Here is a 13,453-nt window from a genome sequence, read left to right on the forward strand (position 1 = left end):
CTACATCGCCGCGCGCTGTTGCGGCGCCGCGGCTGCTGTGGCGCCCGCGGTCGCGTCCCGCAGGCCGAGGCCGCGGGCAAGGTGGGCGCGGTGCCAGGTCGGGTCGCCATAGGCGGGGATGAGTGCCCAGGCGCGCTTGGCGAACAGGTGCAGGTCGTACTCGGTGGTGTAGGCGATCGCGCCGTGGCACTGGATCGACGCCCGGGCCGCCAGCCGGGCGGCGTCCGCGGCCAGCACCTTCGCGACGCTGGTCGCGTCCTGTGCCTCCTGTGCGTCTTGTGTCGCCCGCGGCGGCCCGGCGGCGAGTCCATCGGCGGGGAAGCGGGCCTGTTCCCAGCCGGCGGCGAGCACCGCCGGGCGGGCGAACTCGACCGCGATGTGCGCCGACGCGAGCGCGTGCTTGATCGCCTGGAAGCTGCCGACCGGGACGCCGAACTGCTGGCGCTGCTTCACGTAGGCGATCGTGATCGACAGCATCCGGGCCGCCAGCCCCACCAGTACCGCCGACGTTCCGAGCGCCGCCCGCCACCATGCCGCGTCGGCGGCGGCCCGGGCGGCCTCGGGGCCGCGCACCAGCACGGTGCCGGCGTCGTCGGTCGGCGGACCCGCGAGCCGGGCCAGCGCCCGGGCGCCGTCGACCGTCGTCACCGGTTCCCAGGCCAGCTCTCCGGCGGCGAACACCCGTAAGCCGCCCTCGGGCGGGCTAGCGCGATCTTCGGGAAGGATGACCAGGTCGGCCTGCTGGCCGTGCGGAACCAGCGTCTTGCCGGCCGCCGTGGTGGTGCCGACCGCGACGAGTGCCCGGCCGGCCAGCATGTCGGGTAAGGCGGGATGGCCGGCGGCGGCCAGCAGCGGCGCCGCGTAGACGATCGTCTCGACGGCGGGCACCGGCAGGCCGACGTAGCCGATGCGCTCCAGCAGCGGGACGGTGTGGCCGAGGTCCAGCCCCAGCCCGCCGTCGTCCTCGCCAACCAGCGCGCCGACCACACCCTGGTCGGCGAGCGTCACCCACACCTTGCGAACCTGCTCCAGCCCTGCCGGGCGGAGGCGCTGGCCACCGTCGGGCCAGGCGGCGCGGATCAGGTCGGGCGTCGCCTCGGCGTCGAGAACCGCGCCCGCCGCCGCGAGCAGCGCGACCGCCTCCTGGTCGAGCTCGAAGTCCATCCCGCCCCCCTTCTCCGCCTGGCCGCACTTCTTTCATCGGTCTGGCCGCGCTTCTTCAATCTGGCTGTGCTTCTTCGGTCTGGTCGCGCCTTCCTCGGTCTGGTCGTGTCAGGCGCGGGGCAGGCCGAGGAGTCGTTCCGCGACGACGTTGCGCTGGATCTCGTTCGTCCCGGCGTAGATCGGGCCGGACAGGGAGAACAGGAAACCCCTGCTCCACGCACCGTCCACCTCGCCGCCTTCGCCGAGCAGGTCCAGGGCGGTCTCATGGATGCGGACGTCCATCTCCGACCAGAAGAGCTTGTTCATGCTGGAGGCGGGCCCCGGCTGGCGGCCGCGCAGCATGCCGCTCACCTGGTGGAGCGTGAACAGCTGGTATGCCCGCGCGTCGATGTGGGCCTGCACGACCCGGTCGCGCAGCGCGGGGGAGGCGCCGCCGGGGACGGAGCGGGCGAGCTCGACCAGCCGGTTCGCCGTGGCCAGGAACCGCCCGGGCGGGCGCAGGGTCAGGCCGCGCTCGGAGCCGGTGGTCGCCATCGCGACCTGCCAGCCCTTGCCGACGCCACCGAGCACGTTCTCGTCCGGGACGAACACGTCGTCGAGGAACACCTCGGCGAAGCCCTCGTCGCCGTCGAGCCGGTCGAAGCCGCGGACCGTCACTCCCGGCGCGTCGAGTGGCACCAGGAAATAGGTGAGCCCGCGGTGCCGGCCCGCTGCCGGGTCCGCGCCTGGCCCAGATGTCGCGGTGGTGCGGAACAGGCCGAACAGGTGGGTACAGAACGCGCCGCGGGTCGTCCACGTCTTCTGACCGGACAGCCGCCAGCCGCCTCGCTCGTCGTCACGGACGCCGGCCGAGCGCAGCCCGGCGAGGTCGCTGCCCGCGCCTGGCTCCGACCAGCCCTGTGCCCAGGTGTCCAGCCCGGCCGCCATCCTGGGCAGGATGCGCTCCTGCTGCTCGGGCGTGCCGAACTCGAAGACGGTCGGGGCGAGCAGGAAGATCCCGTTCTGGGTGACCCGCTGCGGCGCGCCCGCGCGGGCGTATTCCTCCTCGAAGACCAGCCATTGCCACAGGCTCGCCTCGCGGCCGCCGTAGCGCTTCGGCCAGGAGACGACCGCCCAGCGGGCGTCGAAGAGCTTCGTCTCCCATTCCAGGTGGGCGGTGAAGCCCTCGCGGGTGTCACCGGACGGCAGCGGCGCCGCCGGCACGTTTGCGCTCAGCCAGGCCCGCGCCTCGGCCCGGAATGCCTCGTCCTCATCCGACCAGGTCAGGTCCATCGGGCGTCACCTCCGCGGATCAGGGCGGCCCGGCTCGGATCCGCTCCGCTGTGCGTGGCTCCCGGCCATGATCCGGTGGGATCGTCGGACCCCTGGCTCCGAAAATTCCACCAGATCATGAAACTCTGGACGGGTCGGGTCGGGAGCATCAGGCCCCGCCTTCGTCGTCCTTGCCGGCACCGGCCGCGTCGGCGCCAGCCTTCGCCGCGGAGCCGTCGGCCTTCGCCGTGGAACCCTCGGCCGGCTCAGTCGCTGTGCCCGCCGAGGCCGCTCCCGCCGAGGCCGCCCCCTTCGGGGACGTGCCCGTCGAGGACGTGCCGTTCGCTGGGCCGAGAGGGGAGCCGAAGTCGGCGCGGACCTCGTTGGCGATGCCGGCGAGGTTGAGCTCGAAGGTGAAGCCCTGCTCGTAGCGGTAGCTGCGCTTGACGTCCCAGGGGTCGATGCCGTTGAACGCCTCCTTCGCCATCCGGATCACCCGCGGGTCCTTCGCGGCGATCTCGGCGGCGAGCCCGTGCGCGGCCTCGCGCAGCCGCGCACGGGGGACGACGGTGTGGACGGAGCCGAAGGCGTGCAACTCGGCCGCCGTCGCGGTGGCAGAGGTGTACATCATCGCCCGGGCCTTGAGCTGCGGGACGAGCCGGGAAAGGTGGGTCGCGGCCCCGAGCGCGCCCCGATCGACCTCGGGTAGGCCGAAGGTCGCGTCCTCGCTCGCGACGATTACGTCCGCGTTGCCCACCAGCCCGATCCCGCCGCCGAGGCAGAAACCGTGCACGGCGGCGACCACCGGCACCGCGCATTCGTAGACCGCGGCGAACGCGGCGAAGCAGCCGCGGTTCGCGCCTATGAGCGCGCCATGGCCCGGGTCGCGCTGGATCTCCTTGATGTCGACGCCCGCGTTGAACCCTCGGCCCTCGGCCCGCAGCACCACCACCCGCACCGCCGGGTTGGCGCCAGCGGCACGGAGGGCGTCCGCGAGCGCATACCACCCGGCCACCGGCAGCGCGTTCACCGGCGGGTAGTCGACGACGATCTCGGCGATCCCCGCGCCGTCCACCACCGTCGTGATCATTCCACCTCCAGGACCCCGCTCGCCGTGCCCGTCGATCATGGGCGCGCCCGGGCTACTGCCGTCCGCGACACGCCCGGAACCCCGGGGGCTCCGCACCGCCAGGACTCTAACAAGCGCTTGGTTGGCAAACCACCGGTCGCGCCCCACGGGCCGCGACCGGATCTGCGGGAGAGATGGACGCCATCTGCGGGAGAGATAGGCGCGGATTGTGTCTGAGTGATTACTTAAAACCGATGTCCGGAATTGGACTGCGCGTCGGCCGACACGCTCTGTCGCCGGACTGACGGCGCGAAGCGTGGTGATCGGACTAAATCGTCCGCACAATTGGTCCGTCACCAACGGGAGGGATCCGGGCCATGGCCATGCACCACGGCGCCGACAGTGGCCGCATCGGCCGTCAGAATTCATCGACCGGCGGCGTGCCGAGGCGGCGCGGCCACCCGCGGGCCTCCGGCCGCACCGGTCAGGGCGCCACCCGGGCCGTCCGCGGGCTCATGGTCAGCGCGCTGGTGGCCGGGCCGCTCGCGGTCCTCACGGCGCTGCCTGCCCGGGCTGACGGCGCGGACAGTTCCTTGTTCGACCGGCCCGTGGACATGCAGATCGACATCGACAGCTCGGCCGATCAGCCGCCGACGTTCGACCTGGACACGCTCGGCCGCGTGGCCGAGGGCATCGTGGGTGACCTGCTGCCCGCGCCAGGGACCGCGTCAGGCTCGGATGCCGCGTCGGGCTCGGGCACCGCGTCGGGCGGCGGCACAGGCGCGGGCACAGGTACGGGTAGCTCTGGGCGTGCCCCCGCGCCGGCCGGCCCGGCGCCGGGCACTCCGGCGGATTCCGACCCCGCCTCCGCCGGCCCCGACGGCGGCCCGGCGGCTCCCCTGGAGGCGAACCTCGACGGCGAGGGCCAGGCCGATCCCGCCGCGTCAACGTCCACCGCGGACGGTGCGTCCGCTCACGCCTCGCCGGTGGACGTCTCGCCGACCGCCGCCAACCAGGCCGTCGCGGCGTCGACGCCCGGCACGGGGACGAGCGCCGCCACCGGGGGGAACGGCGAGCTGGTTGTCAGCCACGGCAGCCTTCTCTCCTCCTCCGACAGCGCCGCGATCGTCGCCCTCGACGTCCTCGCGGTGCTGCTGGCCGGCGCCGGGCTGGTCGGCATTCCCGCGTCCGCCCTGCTCACCCGCCGTCGCGTGTCGCGATAGCGGCGCGGCAGCGAAGGTCTGCCCCTTTCACGACCAGCCATGATCGCCGAGGCCGTGTTGTCGCGGTCGCGATCTGGCCCGATCCACGCCTGCGGCGACACGGTGGTGATCTGCCAGTCGCGTGCTGGCGGCGAGCGTTGGCGGAGGCGCTAGCCGGCGAGCTCGATCCTGGACCTTCCGTGCGCGTCCAGCGCCCCGATGGCCACTTCGCGATCGCGATCGCGATCGCGATCGCGATCGTGAGCGGTGAGCGGTGAGCGGTGCGCGCGTCGTCAGGAGGACGGCGTTTCTCGCCGCGGTGTCGCGTGGGCGTTCTCGCGCGCGACGAAGCGAAGGATCGCCTCACGATCGGGGCCGGGTGCGTGCCGCCCGTGGGCCGCCTCGCTCGATCGCGGCTCGGCCGGCGTCGCCGCGGCTGGCGCGGAGCCGGGGAGCGGGAGGACGCCGTCGATGATGAGCTGGCCGGGCTGGCTGTCGCCCTCCCAGGTTCCGTCAGGGTGGCGGATGAAGAGCTCGCCGGCCAGCACGGCGAAGCGGGGAAGGCCGGCCGCCGCGGACTCCGGCGGGCCCGGCAACGGCGAGCCGCTGGCGAAGGGCTCGAAGGGCGGGTCGTGATCGTGGAAGGCGGCCCAGCTGGCCTGTAGCCGGTCGGACGCGGCGCGGATCCGAGCAATGCTGACACCAGCCCGCCGTAGCGCCGCGATCGTGCGGGCCTGCGCCATCTCCGTGGTCCCGGGCCGCAGCAGCCCAGACCTGCGCCAGTACGCGATCTGGCGTTCGGTCGTGAGGCGTGGCCGCCCCGTCCCCGCCAACTGCCGCCCCTGGCCAGCGGCGCCGGGCTTCTCCGCGGACGTCCAGGTGGCGGCGTCGGTGAGCGGCTCGCCGGAGGGTGGGAGCGCAGGCCCGCCCGTCATGGGATGAACTTACGCCCGCGCGGTGACCGGCCAGGCCGGTTCGGCCGCCGGTGCCGCCGGTGCCGCCGGTGCCGGCGGTGCCGGCGGTGCCGGCGGTGTCAGCGCCAGCCGTGCTGGCCCTGGCGCTGGACGGCGGTATTCCGGCGCGCCGGAATACCGCCGTCCAGCGGGCACCGGCTCAGCGTTCCGAGATCTGTCCACCATGCCCACCGGGATCGGGACAAGCCGGACGAGGCGCTCTAGCCCGCGCCAGGATGCGCCTTTCCGCGCTGAACGGGGAGCTCCCGATGTTTTCCAACACCGGACCCACTCCGCTGGAAAGCGGCCCCCGATCGCGCGGTGAAGACGACCACGGAGGCAACTAGGCCGCGTTCCATCGACATCACCTCGGCAATCGGCCGCCGCGTCATCGCGTCCGGTGGGAAACCCGTCATTCCAGGGCTGACCGTGACAGAATCCTGGTCGTGCCTCGGGGGGTATTTTTTGATCTTGACGACACGCTCGTCGACCAGCGGTCGGCGGCGACCGCGGCTGTCGTCGAATGGGCCGCGGGCCATGGTGTCACCGATGAGCTGGTCGGTGAGCGATGGGCGAGCATCTCCGAGACCCATTACGCCCGCTACCAGCGCCGGGAGATCACCTTTACCGAACAGCGACGGGCCCGGGTGCGAGAATTTCTGTCGCTCGAGGTGGCGGACGACGAGGCCGACACCATCTTCGCCGGATACCTCGTCCGCTACGAAGCCGGCTGGGCGGCCTTCGACGACGCCGTTCCCGCTCTGCGTCGCGCCCGCGCGGCCGGCCTGACCGTGGCCATCTTCACGAACGGGATCGAGGAACAGCAGCGGCTCAAGCTCACCCGCCTCGGCCTGATCGATGAGATCGATCTCCTCATCACGTCGTCCGTGTTGCCCGCGGGAAAACCTGACCCACGCGCCTTCAGGAGCGCTCTCGACATCCTCGGCGCGACGGCCGATGAAACCCTGATGGTCGGCGACTCGCTGGAAAAGGATATATTCGGCGCCGTCGGGGCCGGTATCAGCGCGGTCCTTGTCGACCGCCACGGCGCCCACCCGACAGCCGACGTCCCAAGAGTCAGCACCCTCCACGACCTCCTGTTCTGACCGCCGTCCCACCGGCGGTCGCGACCGCCGATCCGGTCGCCCGCCGCTGGCCGCGACCCCCAATCCCCGGCCGCCGCTCGCGGTCGGCGCGGTGCCGCGCCCGTAGGGTGGGGCAATGGAGAAGCCCGAAATCGACTTCGTGGATCCGACCCCGCCGGCCGACCTGGTCGTCAAGGATGTCGTCGAGGGTGACGGCGCGCCGGCGGTCGCCGGTCGGAACGTGTCGGTTCACTACGTCGGCGTCGCCCACAGCTCGGGCGAGGAGTTCGACGCCTCGTACAACCGCGGCGAGCCGTTCCGGTTCCGCCTCGGCGCCGGGCAGGTCATCGCCGGCTGGGACCAGGGTGTGCAGGGCATGAAGGTCGGTGGCCGGCGTCAGCTCGTCATTCCGCCGCACCTCGGCTATGGCACCCGTGGCGCCGGCGGCCTCATCAAGCCCAACGAAACCCTGATCTTCGTCGTCGACCTGCTCGGCGTCAGCTGACCTCACCTGCCCGAACCAGCTATCCGTCCGAGCCGTCGCCGCGCCGCGGGCGTCCGTTCGCGCGATATGGGACCTGGGAGTCCCCTCTCGCATGCTCGGCCGCGGTGTCCGTGTCGTCCGCCATGGCGCACGAGACGGACACCGCGGCCCCGCGGGCTGACAGGCCTGGGGAGCCGGGCACCGGAGAACCAGCCGACCGGCGGCTCTCCTCCTCGGGCAGCGACCAGGGCTGGGCGCCCCGTCCGGGCTCGCCGTAGCTCATGCATCCCAGCGCGATGACGGACACTTCCAGTCCGGTCGAGCCAAGCCTGGTGAAACGCATACGGTCGATCCTTCTCTGCGTGGTCCGGGCCCCGCCGGGCGTCACAGGGATCCGGACACCATCCGCGCCCTCGCGGCCGGGTCCGATAGCCCCGCGAGCACACCCGCGCGGTCCGCCTCGGACCGGTTCTGGCTCCACTTGGCCTTCGCCTCGACGGACTCGACGTGCAGTGAGACGCCGACGATGGCGCGCAGCATTCCCTCGACATACCGCTCCGGCGCGTCGGTGACCGCCCAGGGATGCTCCCGGCCGGCCTCATGCCGGTCCGTGAGCCCGGTGACGACCTCGCGCAGCCATTCCGGGTCGTCGTGCACGGTGACCGGACCGCGCAGGTGGACGGCGGAGTAGTTCCACGTTGGCACGACGCGGCCGTGCTCGGCTTTCGCCGAGTACCACGACGGCGACACGTACGCCTCCGGACCCTGGACGACGAGCAGCCCCGCGGCGCCGTCCACCATGCGCCGCCAGTGGTCGTTCGCCCGGGCGAGGTGCGCGACGACCCGGTCGGCCTCCCACAGGACCGGCAGCAGCGTCGCGTCCGCGATCCCGTCCGGCCCCACGGTGATGAGCGTTCCCGACCCGCGCTCCGCGACGAATTCGCGGATCAACGCTTCGTCATCGACATGATTGACCACGGGCACGTACACATCGCCACCCTACGGCGCGCCGCCAGCCGACCCGGTCTCCCTGACAACGCGAGCCTTCCGGACTCCACCGGTCTCCCTGACCTCATCACTCTCCTGGCACCGCCGGTCTCGCCGGCGTCGGCCTCGCCTGACGATCGGGCGTCCACGGCGATCCGTGCAGGCAAGCTGGCTGGCAGGCAGGCGGCAGGCGGCCGGCCCTCCGGCGCCCTCGCGGCGCCCCGGCGGAGTGCGGGTGGCGCGGAACGGTGCTGTGGGGCCTTGCGGGCGGGGTCGGATTCGCGCTGCGCGCGTATGGGTAGCAGCGTCCGATGACGATGATTTCGTCCGCCTCCCCGGCGGGCCCGACCGCGTTCGTGCTCGGCGGCGGCGGGGTGCTCGGCGCCGCCGAGGTCGGCATGCTCGACGCCCTGCTGGAGGCCGGTTGCCGGCCGGATCTGGTCGTCGGGACGTCGGTCGGGGCCATCAACGGCGCCGCGGTCGCCGCCAACCCGACGGCCGAGGCCATCGGGCTGCTGACCGAGTTGTGGTCAGACCTTGGCAGATCCGACGTGTTCGCGGGCGGCCCGGCGAAACAACTGGCGACGGTCGTCCAACACGGCTACCTGCACTCAAGCGTCCCGCTGCGGCGGATGCTGCGCGCGCATCTGGCGGCGACGTTCGAGGAGCTGCCGGTGCGGTTCCAGTGCGTGGCCGCCAGCATCGAGCGCGCGGCGGCGCGCTGGTTCGACCAGGGGCCGCTGGTCGACGCGGTGCTCGCGTCCTGCGCCGTGCCCGCGCTGCTCCCGCCGGTGAAGATCGACGACGAGCACTACGTGGACGGCGGCCTCATCGACAGCACCCCGGTCGGCAGGGCGGTGGCCCTCGGCGCGCGGACGGTCTACGTGCTGCACGTCGGCCGGATCGAGCGGCCGCTGCGCCCCGGCCGCTGGCCGTGGGAGGCGGGGCTGGTCGCCTTCGAGATCGCCCGGCGCCGCGGCTTCGCCGACGCGATGGCGAGCCTGCCCGAGGGGGTGACGGTGCACGTCCTGCCGGTAGGCGACGACAGCGGGGCGCCGCTGCTCGGACTGCGCTACCGGTCCGCATCCGGCGTGCGCCGCCGGATCGAGCAGGCCCGCCGCGCGACCACCGAGTACCTCGAACGGGCCGGAACCGGCGTCCCGACCGGCCACCCATACGGCCCGACCGGCCCGCCTGCCGGGGCCAGCGAGGCCGGCGGAGCCAACAGCGCCGGCGGAGCCAACAGTGCCGGCGGAGCCGACAATGCCGCCGGCATCGCCGAGGCCGCGGGCACTACCGAGGCGTCCGGCATTTCCGAGCCTGCCCGATCCGCCGGTTCGAACAGGTCCGCCGGTTCGAACGGGTCCGGCGGTTCGGGTGGCACCAGGTGAGGGTGCCGCCCCGCGCCGTCCGTCGCCTTCTCATCGACCCGCTGTTCGTCCCGGTCGCGGTCGCGGCGGCGGCTCTCTGCGCCGTGGTGACGGTGCTCGGGCTGGCCGGTGCGCCGATCAATCGGCGGCTGCGGCTGAGCCGGGTCACCGCGCTCGGCGCGACCTACCTCGCCGCCGAGGCCGTCGTGATCGTCGCCGGGTTCGGGCTGTGGCTGGTCCGGCCGCTGCTGCGATCGCGGTGGGAGCGGACCCATCTGGCGCTGCTGCGCTGGATGCTGGGGCTACTCGTGGCGGCGGCCGGGCGGCTGACGCGGTTCCGGCTGACCGTGCGGGAGCCGCCCGCGGGGACGTTCGAGTGTGCCGGGCGCCCCGTGCTGGTGGCCAGCCGGCATGCCGGCGCCGGGGACTCGTTCGCGCTCGTCCACCTGGTGCTCAACCGCTATGGGCGCATCCCGCGGGTCGTCCTGCTGGCCAGCCTCCAGCTCGACCCGGGGATCGACATCCTGCTGGGCCGGCTCGGGGCCTGTTTCCTGCGGGCCGACGGCGCCGACCCGACGGCGGTCGCAGGGGTCAACACGCTCGCGTCCCGGCTGACCGGCCGGGACGCCCTGGTCATCTTCCCGGAGGGCGCGAACTTCACCGCCAGGCGCCGCCGCCGCGTCATCGTCGGCCTGCGCCGCCGGGGGCAGAACAGCCGGGCGCGGGTGGCCGAGGACCTCACCCACGTGCTCCCGCCGCGGCCCGCCGGGGTGCTCGCCGCGCTCGACGCGGGCACCGTCGCCGGGACGGTCGTGGTCGCCCACACGGGCCTGGACCGGCTGACCACCCTGAGCCAGATCTGGCGGGCCCTGCCGCTGGCGGTTCCGATGGAGGTGCGCTGGTGGTGGTTCCCGGCCGACGAGCTGCCCGCGGCGGGCGGGGAGCGCGCGGACTGGCTGACCATGCACTGGGCGGTAGTGGACGCCTGGATCGACGCACACAGCCCGATCAGCCCACGACCGGCTCAGGCCTGACACGCCCGTCCGGACGGGACGGCGGGCCGCGGCCCCATTCCGGGCCATCCGGTTCCGCTGAGAAGTGCATGTCTTCTTCTCGCCGGATTTCTGCCGGACCAGGAGGAGCCGCCGCCCTTATGCGGAGAAGCCGGTGTGGCGCTTACTTCGGCGCTTTCAGCCCGGCTACGGACTCGACTACACCGCGCCGCCGGCTGATCTCCTTCTTGAGCGCGGAGTCGGGTAGCTCTGTGACGTTGATGTCTCCGCTCCGGGGGACCAGAGTGTGGAAACCGAGGTCCTTGCTGTACCTGGTCGAGAAGATGTAGGTACGGCCCGACGACAGCGGCAGGTCGCCCGCGAACACGACCAGCCGCTTCTCCGCCGGGTCGTAGCCACCCTGCTGGTTGACGGTCACCTCGGCGGGAAGGGCTCCCTTGATGTTCTCCAGGACCTTGACCTTGAACTGGACCTCGAGCCCGTCCTCCGTCCTGCTGCCAACTCGCCCGATGACCCGGCCGATGAAGACGTTGTCCGCGAAGACGGTCACCTGCTTCTCGTCGTCGATGTCGAACGCGAAGCTGGCGTGCATCTCGTCGACCTGAAGCTCGCCGTCGCGCTCCCGGTCCCAGACGAGGAAAAAGCCCGCGGCCACGGCCGCACCCGACGCAAAGACAGCAGCCCTGACGATCCACTCTTTTGGTATCACGGTGAGGAGCTCTCCTGGAAACCAGTCGGATGCGTCAGATGAGGCTGTCGGCATGGAGGACGCCAGAAGGCTACACGGCGGCCCGGACGAGGCGCGGCGGCCTTTGCGAACGCGGCCCTGCACACCCAACCTGCGCGACCACCCGCGCGGGCTTAGGCGCCGCGCGCCAGTTGCGTGAGGAGTGAGCTCGGTACCCGACCTGGCAGGACCGACCGTGTCAGGCCAGGGGGAACGACTTGATGAGACTCTCCTTGAGGGCGGGGAGGTCGGCCGGTACCCGGTAGCGCTGCCGCACGTGCGCCGCCGTACCGGCCACGCCCAGCCCGAGCACCTCTCCGGCCGACAGCGTGAAATGCCGAGCCGGGTCGGCGAAAACCGAGTAGTAGTCCCGGAACTTGTACATGCCGCCGATGAACTTGTTGTCGCTCAACCTGATGTGCCCGTTGGGCACGCCCACCGAGTCGGCGACGATCAGGCCGTGGAGGCTGGAGGAGATCAGCGTTTCGCAGGCCGCGATCTCCGCGACCACCCTGCGCGGTTCCCAGGTTGCGTCGATGATGTGCACCCCGTCCTGCGCGCGGAGCCAGTCGAGTTCGGCGATCTCCGCGTCGAGAAAGTGCGGAAGCACCCCGAGGCGGTGTTTCCTGACGGGGCTGGAGGTCAGCAGCGCATCGGCGAGCAAGCCAGGATCTCCGAGGGTGACCGCGTCACGGTTGTCCTTGACACGCTCCCGCGATCGCGAGCCGCGGACGGCGACGACCTCGAAGTCATTGCCGGTGATGTGGTTGTCCTCCTCGCGCATGAAACCGGTGCCCCACAGGATGGGCCGGTTGGCCCGCTTCATGCCCAGCACCAGTTCGACGATCGACCCGGCAGCCACAATCTCGCACCTGTCCGGGGCCGAGGGCTGGCACGGCCGGTCGAAGATCTCCGTGATCAGTAATGGGCTGATCTCGTCACCGAAGTTCTTCTTGTGGGGGTAGCCGGGACTCCACCAGTACATACGAATAGGATTCGTCGCCACGCCGTCATTGTGTCCCGGTCGCCGTTGAGAGTCCAGCACAGGCGGTGACAGCGGGCTCCGAGTGCTTTGTGTCGTAGGAGGCGCACGTCCGGGCGTGTCGACTACAGCCGGCGACCGTCACACAGAGTGGTAAGTGGCCGCGTGGGAAAGCTCCGTCCCCACCAGCCAGACAATCGGTCCAGAAGCTTGAGCGGCTTGACGAGCATAAATGCGCCGGTGCCCTCGGGCCAGTCTCACCCGAGGTATACGCACCGTCCTCGCCTATCACGTGATCTTCCGTGCCGACCGTGCGGCGCTCACCGACGCCAGCAGCACCCGCAGGTCCCGGTCATCGTGCCGCATGACGTGGATCAAGCCGTCGTTCCACCCCGACTCCGACCGGCGCGTCTCCGCCGTCCTCGCCTACCTCCGCCGCGCCGCCAACTAGGCCTGCCGCCGTCGCGGCGCCGTCGGGCTCGTCCACCAGCCCTTCCAGTCGATCCTTCGCGAACGGACCCCGCCACCTCACCACCGTCGCCACCGACACGCCGCTGCCATCCGACGAGCAGGCCGCCCGAGCCATCCTCGCCTCCTGCCTGAGCCGACGGTGACGGCTCGGACAGGTGTCGGGTGCTCAAGGCTGGCGGACCTGCTCAAACCGGCAACCCGGTCCGCCGGTCGACACGTCCCAACCAGCACCAGCCTCGATCACTCGACGTGCCCGTTACGCTACCCTCTGATACGTCTATCGGTTCGTGGCCACCAGGCCGCCCGCGCACAAGGCCACGCTCCACCGGGGCAATTCCGGAGCCACGGCGCGAACGCGACCCTGGGGAGGCCGCCCCAGGCCAGCCGGCCGGTGGGCACCCAAGCCACCACGAAAGGAGCGGTGAGGCGATGCCCAACCTGGACACCGCCAAACCGCCACACATCCTTGATGCCGCCACCAATCGAACGCTACGGAAAACGCAGCTTCAACGTCGGCATACACGCCAGACTCGCCGTAACCGGCTACAGCGAGACCTCCACACGCCAGGCATTCTCAGACGCCGCCACCGCCCTCGCCGGCTAGAGGGAAATAGAACGTGACCGATCAGCGCAACGCGGCCCAGGGCGAGGCGACCACGCTGGGACAGGCGCCTTCCGGTGGGCGCCCACGCTGG

13 protein-coding genes and 1 pseudogene are annotated in these 13,453 nt (G+C 71.9%); 6 read left to right on the forward strand and 8 right to left on the reverse strand.

Annotated elements, in window-relative coordinates; all coding sequences use genetic code 11:
• The 3 genes from BCD48_RS37480 to BCD48_RS37490 form a co-directional block, all read right to left on the reverse strand.
• Positions 1-1,164, reverse strand: coding sequence for an acyl-CoA dehydrogenase family protein (locus BCD48_RS37480; protein ID WP_071053133.1), 1,164 nt, complete (start codon positions 1,162-1,164; stop codon positions 1-3).
• Positions 1,165-1,272: 108 nt separating this feature from the next.
• Positions 1,273-2,436 (reverse strand): acyl-CoA dehydrogenase family protein, encoded by a 1,164-nt coding sequence (locus tag BCD48_RS37485; protein WP_071053134.1) that lies wholly within the window; start codon positions 2,434-2,436, stop codon positions 1,273-1,275.
• Positions 2,437-2,584: 148 nt separating this feature from the next.
• Positions 2,585-3,505, reverse strand: a complete 921-nt coding sequence (locus tag BCD48_RS37490; RefSeq protein WP_241842306.1) for an enoyl-CoA hydratase family protein — start codon at positions 3,503-3,505, stop codon at positions 2,585-2,587.
• A 356-nt stretch (positions 3,506-3,861) separates the two neighbouring features.
• Here BCD48_RS37490 and BCD48_RS37495 point away from each other — a divergent pair, with 356 nt between their 5' ends.
• Positions 3,862-4,707, forward strand: coding sequence for a hypothetical protein (locus BCD48_RS37495; protein ID WP_071053135.1), 846 nt, complete (start codon positions 3,862-3,864; stop codon positions 4,705-4,707).
• A 272-nt stretch (positions 4,708-4,979) separates the two neighbouring features.
• On the opposite strand, the gene BCD48_RS37500 is transcribed toward BCD48_RS37495, so the two are convergent.
• Positions 4,980-5,621, reverse strand: coding sequence for a MerR family transcriptional regulator (locus BCD48_RS37500; protein WP_071053136.1), 642 nt, complete (start codon positions 5,619-5,621; stop codon positions 4,980-4,982).
• Positions 5,622-6,085: 464 nt separating this feature from the next.
• On the opposite strand from BCD48_RS37500, the gene BCD48_RS37505 reads away from it, so the two are divergent.
• Together BCD48_RS37505 and BCD48_RS37510 are read left to right on the forward strand one after the other, a co-directional pair.
• The gene (locus BCD48_RS37505; RefSeq protein WP_071053137.1) at positions 6,086-6,745 is read left to right on the forward strand and encodes an HAD family hydrolase; all 660 of its coding nucleotides are present in this window, start codon (positions 6,086-6,088) and stop codon (positions 6,743-6,745) included.
• Positions 6,746-6,860: 115 nt separating this feature from the next.
• Positions 6,861-7,229: an FKBP-type peptidyl-prolyl cis-trans isomerase gene (locus tag BCD48_RS37510; RefSeq protein ID WP_071053138.1), complete on the forward strand. Its 369-nt coding sequence runs from the start codon at positions 6,861-6,863 to the stop codon at positions 7,227-7,229.
• A 19-nt stretch (positions 7,230-7,248) separates the two neighbouring features.
• Here the strand turns inward: BCD48_RS37510 and BCD48_RS56980 are convergent, their stop codons facing one another.
• Positions 7,249-7,551 (reverse strand): hypothetical protein, encoded by a 303-nt coding sequence (locus BCD48_RS56980; RefSeq protein ID WP_071053139.1) that lies wholly within the window; start codon positions 7,549-7,551, stop codon positions 7,249-7,251.
• A 41-nt stretch (positions 7,552-7,592) separates the two neighbouring features.
• Positions 7,593-8,198, reverse strand: coding sequence for an FMN-binding negative transcriptional regulator (locus BCD48_RS37520; RefSeq protein ID WP_071053140.1), 606 nt, complete (start codon positions 8,196-8,198; stop codon positions 7,593-7,595).
• A 308-nt stretch (positions 8,199-8,506) separates the two neighbouring features.
• Here BCD48_RS37520 and BCD48_RS37525 point away from each other — a divergent pair.
• A pseudogene (locus tag BCD48_RS37525) lies at positions 8,507-9,338 on the forward strand (patatin-like phospholipase family protein); the annotation flags it as partial.
• Positions 9,339-9,582: 244 nt separating this feature from the next.
• Positions 9,583-10,599 (forward strand): 1-acyl-sn-glycerol-3-phosphate acyltransferase, encoded by a 1,017-nt coding sequence (locus tag BCD48_RS37530; protein ID WP_071053141.1) that lies wholly within the window; start codon positions 9,583-9,585, stop codon positions 10,597-10,599.
• 142 nt (positions 10,600-10,741) lie between these two features.
• Here BCD48_RS37530 and BCD48_RS37535 read toward each other — a convergent pair whose 3' ends face one another.
• Both BCD48_RS37535 and BCD48_RS37540 read right to left on the reverse strand, forming a co-directional pair.
• Complete coding sequence (locus tag BCD48_RS37535) at positions 10,742-11,233, reverse strand: hypothetical protein (protein ID WP_071053142.1); 492 nt, start codon at positions 11,231-11,233, stop codon at positions 10,742-10,744.
• Positions 11,234-11,504: 271 nt separating this feature from the next.
• The gene (locus tag BCD48_RS37540) at positions 11,505-12,311 is read right to left on the reverse strand and encodes a polysaccharide pyruvyl transferase family protein (protein ID WP_131804181.1); all 807 of its coding nucleotides are present in this window, start codon (positions 12,309-12,311) and stop codon (positions 11,505-11,507) included.
• 208 nt (positions 12,312-12,519) lie between these two features.
• Here BCD48_RS37540 and BCD48_RS50915 point away from each other — a divergent pair, with 208 nt between their 5' ends.
• Complete coding sequence (locus BCD48_RS50915; RefSeq protein ID WP_131804182.1) at positions 12,520-12,738, forward strand: hypothetical protein; 219 nt, start codon at positions 12,520-12,522, stop codon at positions 12,736-12,738.
• Positions 12,739-13,453: the final 715 nt, after the last annotated feature.

The organism is Pseudofrankia coriaricola, from assembly GCF_001854805.1.
GTDB lineage: Bacteria > Actinomycetota > Actinomycetes > Frankiales > Frankiaceae > Pseudofrankia.